This window comes from Lachnospira sp. (assembly GCF_016290755.1).
Lineage (GTDB): Bacteria > Bacillota > Clostridia > Lachnospirales > Lachnospiraceae > Lachnospira > Lachnospira multipara.
This window is the reverse complement of the sequence record NZ_JAEEVD010000086.1, coordinates 1-5,270: the sequence shown is the minus strand read 5'-3', so window position 1 is coordinate 5,270 and position 5,270 is coordinate 1. Positions and strand designations below refer to the sequence as shown.

Here is a 5,270-nt window from a genome sequence, read left to right as displayed (position 1 = left end):
ATAATTGTGATTACAGTGGTGTTAAAAATGTAGGCCCATTCTTCATCTACACATATGATGAGAGAGAACTTACTTATACAGCAGATGATGTAGAAGTAAAATTTAAAGAGGATTTTACTCCACTTAAGTCAGCTGGAACTGTTAATCCTTCATTATTAGAGGCTGTAATTAAATTAGACAATACTACTACTTATACAGTACCATCAATTGAATTATCTGATAACAAAGTAAACCCTGAAACAGGGGATGTAACAATAACAGCTAAAGTAGGTGTAGATGGTTCGTATATTGAAAAAGAAATTACAGCTGCAGTTAAAATTGAAGAATCGAGTATATATACAAGATTAAATTCTGACAAATATACAGGCGTTCAAGCTAAGACATTTACTAAGGATGATATTGCAGTAGGTTATATATTAGATGGTGTAAGCATTACAGCTTCAGATTTTGAATTAGTAGACCCATATGTAGATCCAAGTAAGGGAGATACTAAGATTACAATTTCATATGGAGGATATACTAAACAGATTGATGCAGCAAAAGCAATTACAGGAGATGTAAAAGCTAATGGTACCACAGATGTTAAAAATTTAATTACTAAGGTTTCTGATATTACACCTAAGACTCAGAGTGTAATTAATAATAATTCAATCTCAACAGTTGAAGCTGCTATTCATATTATGGAGACAGAAAAACTTGATAAGTATGTTAATGAAGCTATTGATATAGGAGATGCTAATGTTGCTGTAAAGCAGGATGGTACAGCTGCTAAATTACAAGCTAAGGTAAATACAGTTGATGCTTCTGTAATTACTAATTCATTAACACCAGAAGAAATTATCAGGGTTTTAGCAGGTGAAAAAGTTGATTTAAGATTAGAAGTTGTAGTTGATGAAACATCAGATGCTAAAGATACAACTGGTGGACAGTTAATTGAAAGCAATTTAAATACTAATGAAAGTGCATATTATTTTACAGCAGATCTTTATAAGATTTTCAATGAAGATGAAGATGGTAAGACTTCAATAACAGAATTTAGCGACCCAATTTCATTTACAATTGATATACCAGAAGAAATTAGAAATGAAGGTAGAACATTCACACTTGTTGCAAGTCATGAATTAGCTGATGGAACATTTGAAACATTCAATTTAGTTGATATTGATGATGATGATGCAACATTTACAGCATCAACAACTAAGCTTTGTACAATGGCTTTAGTATATGCTGATGAAGAAGTTGTAGAGGCACCTGTAATTGAGGCACCTATTATAGAACCAGAAGTTGTATTAAATGACGGAGATGTATCTCCTCAGACTGCAGATCTTAGAAATGTATTATGGACATTTATAATTACTGTAAGTGCAGGAGCAATATTAGTTGTAGCATTTAGGAAAGAATTCCAATAATAGGGTTACACTATATTAAAAGGGCAGAGAGACATTTTATATGTCTCTTTGCTCTTTTTGTTATATATTCTTTAAGAATAAAATTGACAATATACTAAAAATACTTTAAAATTAAATTAGCAAAGGATGTGAAAAATTAAAGAGATATATGCTGATTTTTTTTAGGGGGCGTTATTATGAATAAGCGTACTTATAAAGGAATAATTGGCGGATTAAAAGCATTAATAGGGATTGTATTAATGCTTAGTTTTGTTGTGTATTTTAATGTGTCGCAAGCCTGCGCAAATACACCTAGCGGCTATGATAAATTAACATCTAGTGATCAAATTAGCGTCGTATTTAAAGACGGTATATCTACTAATCTTGAAGTGAGGGCAATTCTTCCAAAGAACTTGATTGTTTCATATACAATAAATGGGAAAACTACAACAACTACAGATTTTGTAATGGTTGATGATATTGTAGCTCCTTTAAAGGGTGATTATACAATTACTATTAAACTAGGTTCTGTCACTAAAGTTGTTGTTGCAGCCCTTAATATATCTAATAGTGAAAGCTTAGATTTGTATTTAAATGATCAGATTGAAAATGGGAACATTAAATTTCAATTAGATGGAATCACCCTAAATACCACTGAAACCGATTTGATAAAATATGCCCTGACAGAGGATGAAATCCAGAAAGTTCTTGAGGGTAGCAGTCTATCTTTCTTAATTGAAATCGATACAGATAATGATGAAATCAATAGAGAAACTGCTGGTGGAAAGGCAATTCAGGGCTTAATTAATGGTAGCAATAAGGCCAGCTATTTTAAGCTTAGTCTTATTAAAGTAATAGATGGAGAGAAAATATATGTAAATGAATTAACAAAAGCTATTAGTATTACATTTGACCTACCAAAAACTTTACTTGAGAAGTCATCTAACTTTAGTATACTTGCCAGTCATACTCTTGAAGATGGAACTATTGAGACATTTGAATTAAAGGATATGGATAGTGAAAATGAGACATATACTATTGTTACAAGTAAATTTTGTACAATGGCTTTTGTCTATGAAGATAGTGAACTAACAAGCTCTGATCTTGTAGTTGATAATTCTTCTAATAATACTTATGAAAATGTTACAAATGAAATAACTTATAACGTACCAGTTACCTTTGATAATAAGTTAGATTTTCATCTTTTGCTTGCTGTATCTTTTATCTCTTTATTAGTTGTTATCATTAAATATAAAGCCAGAGTAGATTAAAATTTTCTTGAATAATCATAGTTGCTGATATATAATTATATACGCGATTATTGGAATTTTAAGAGAATAGTGTATTTTTGCAGCTCGCCAATAGTCTTAGAATCGTAAAACTTTAATTAGTTTGGAGGATTAGTAGATATGAAGAGAACATATGCAATTAAAATTAAAAGTTCTAAGCTCTTAAAGACAGAAGAGCAGATTAAAGAAGTAGAAGATAGAATTAAGGAAACAGCTAGCGAGTGTAAGTCTGTTGAATTATCTGATGAAGGTCAGATTGCAACTGTAGAAGTTGAGAAGGTAGAAGATTTCGTTGCTGCTCTTAATGCAGTAGTTAACGTTTTTAGAAAGATTGATGATAAATCTGAAGTTTCATATAAGTTTGGTTTAAATAATAATTAATATAATCAATCTTACTTGATAGATTTTATAAGCCTGCAATCAAAGTTGCAGGCTTTATTTATGAAAGGAAATTACAATGGCTGATAAGAAGTTAATTGAAGAAATTAATAAAAGAAGAACCTTTGCGATTATCTCCCATCCTGATGCTGGTAAGACAACTCTTACAGAGAAGTTCTTGCTTTATGGAGGAGCAATTAATCTTGCAGGTTCGGTAAAGGGTAAGAAAACTGCTAAACATGCGGTTTCTGACTGGATGGAAATCGAGAAGGAGAGAGGTATTTCAGTTACATCTTCTGTTTTACAGTTTAATTATGATGGTTTCTGCGTTAATATCCTTGATACTCCTGGACATGAGGATTTCTCAGAGGATACATATCGTACACTTATGGCAGCAGATTCTGCGGTCATGGTTATTGATGCTTCTAAGGGTGTTGAAAAGCAGACAATTAAGCTTTTCAAGGTTTGTGTTATGAGACATATTCCTATTTTTACATTCATTAACAAGATGGATAGAGAAGCTAAAGATCCATATGAATTATTAGACGATATTGAAAATGTACTTGGAATTTCTACATGTCCTATTAACTGGCCAATTGGTTGCGGTAAGGAATTTAGAGGTGTATATAGCCGTAAGGAAAGAGAAGTTTCACTTTTTAAGGCTGCTATGAATGGTCAAAAGGAAGTAGAAACAGAAGTGGTTTCTATTGATGATCCAGCTCTTCTTGGTGAAATTGGTGATACTTTTAAGGAAAAGCTTGATGAAGATATTGAACTTTTAGATGGCGCAAGTGCTGAATTTGATTTAAGAGAAGTACAGGCAGGGAACTTAACTCCTGTATTCTTTGGTTCAGCCCTTACTAACTTCGGTGTTCAGACCTTCCTTGAACACTTCCTTGATATGACAACAACACCACTTGCAAGACATTCATCAGAAGGTGACATCGACCCTGTAGAAGAGGACTTCTCAGCATTTGTCTTTAAGATTCAGGCTAATATGAATAAGGCCCATAGAGATAGAATTGCCTTTATGAGAATTTGTTCTGGTAAGTATGAAGCAGGTATGGAAGCTAATCATGTTCAGGGTGGTAAGAAGATTCGTCTTTCACAGTCTACTCAGATGATGGCTTCAGAGCGTCATATTGTAGAAGAGGCTTATGCCGGTGATATTATTGGTGTATTTGATCCAGGTATTTTCTCAATCGGTGATACAATTTGTAAGTCTAATAAGAAGTTTGCATATGATGGTATTCCTACATTTGCTCCAGAACATTTTGCTAGAGTAAGACAGATGGATACAATGAAGAGAAAGCAGTTTATCAAGGGTATAAATCAGATTGCCCAGGAAGGTGCTATCCAGATTTTCCAGGAATACAACACTGGTATGGAAGAAATCATCGTTGGTGTAGTTGGTGTACTTCAGTTTGAAGTTCTTGAATATAGACTTAAGAATGAATATAACGTAGATATTAAGCTTGAACCACTTCCATATGAATATATTAGATGGATTGAGAACCCAGAAGAGGTTAATGTTGACCGCTTAGTTGGAACATCAGATATGAAGAAGATTAAGGATTTAAAGGGCAACCCATTACTTGTATTTGCTAACAGCTGGTCTGTTAACATGGTGCTTGAGCGTAATGAAGGACTTAAATTATCAGAATTTGGTAAGAATAATTAGTTTGGTGCCAAGTCTTGTGAGTTAGACTTTGATTAATGTGTGGCTAGGAGAGAATAATGAGCGAGAATAATAGACTAGTAAGCGTAGTTGTACCAATTTACAATGGCGCTAGCTACATAGATAAATGCGTAACTAACCTTCTTAATCAAACTTATAAGAATCTAGAAATTATAATGATTAATGATGGAAGTAGTGACAATAGTTTAGAGCTTTTAAAGGGATATTGTGCGAAATATCCAAACATCAATGTGATCACTAAAGATAATTCGGGAGTAAGTTCTACAAGAAATCTTGGCATTAAGATGGCCAAGGGTGACTATATTTATTTTTATGATGTGGATGATGATATTGAATCAACAACCATTGCAGACAACATGGCCCTCATTGGCGACAAGGACGTGGACATTCTCTACTTTGGTTTCTGGTATCACATCCTATCTGAGAATAGAATAAAAGAGACCAATATTAAATCGGCTTTTGAAGGAAATGGACATGAATTCTTTAATAATGCCTTTACCGATTTAATGCAAAACG

Annotated in this window: 5 protein-coding genes; all 5 read left to right on the top strand. The window is 33.1% G+C overall.

Going from position 1 to position 5,270, the window contains the following annotated elements:
- Positions 1-1,409 (top strand): hypothetical protein (locus tag QVA17_RS12145; RefSeq protein ID WP_287389233.1); only part of this gene is annotated, 1,409 nt, incomplete at its 5' end.
- A gap of 176 nt (positions 1,410-1,585) precedes the next feature.
- Positions 1,586-2,659, top strand: a complete 1,074-nt coding sequence (locus tag QVA17_RS12140; protein ID WP_287389232.1) for a hypothetical protein — start codon at positions 1,586-1,588, stop codon at positions 2,657-2,659.
- Between the two features lie 138 nt (positions 2,660-2,797).
- Entirely contained in the window at positions 2,798-3,058 is a 261-nt protein-coding gene (locus QVA17_RS12135; protein ID WP_027430356.1) for a hypothetical protein, read from the top strand.
- A gap of 76 nt (positions 3,059-3,134) precedes the next feature.
- Positions 3,135-4,736 (top strand): peptide chain release factor 3, encoded by a 1,602-nt coding sequence (locus tag QVA17_RS12130; RefSeq protein WP_287389231.1) that lies wholly within the window; start codon positions 3,135-3,137, stop codon positions 4,734-4,736.
- A 56-nt stretch (positions 4,737-4,792) separates the two neighbouring features.
- Positions 4,793-5,270 (top strand): glycosyltransferase family 2 protein (locus tag QVA17_RS12125; protein ID WP_287389230.1); only part of this gene is annotated, 478 nt, incomplete at its 3' end.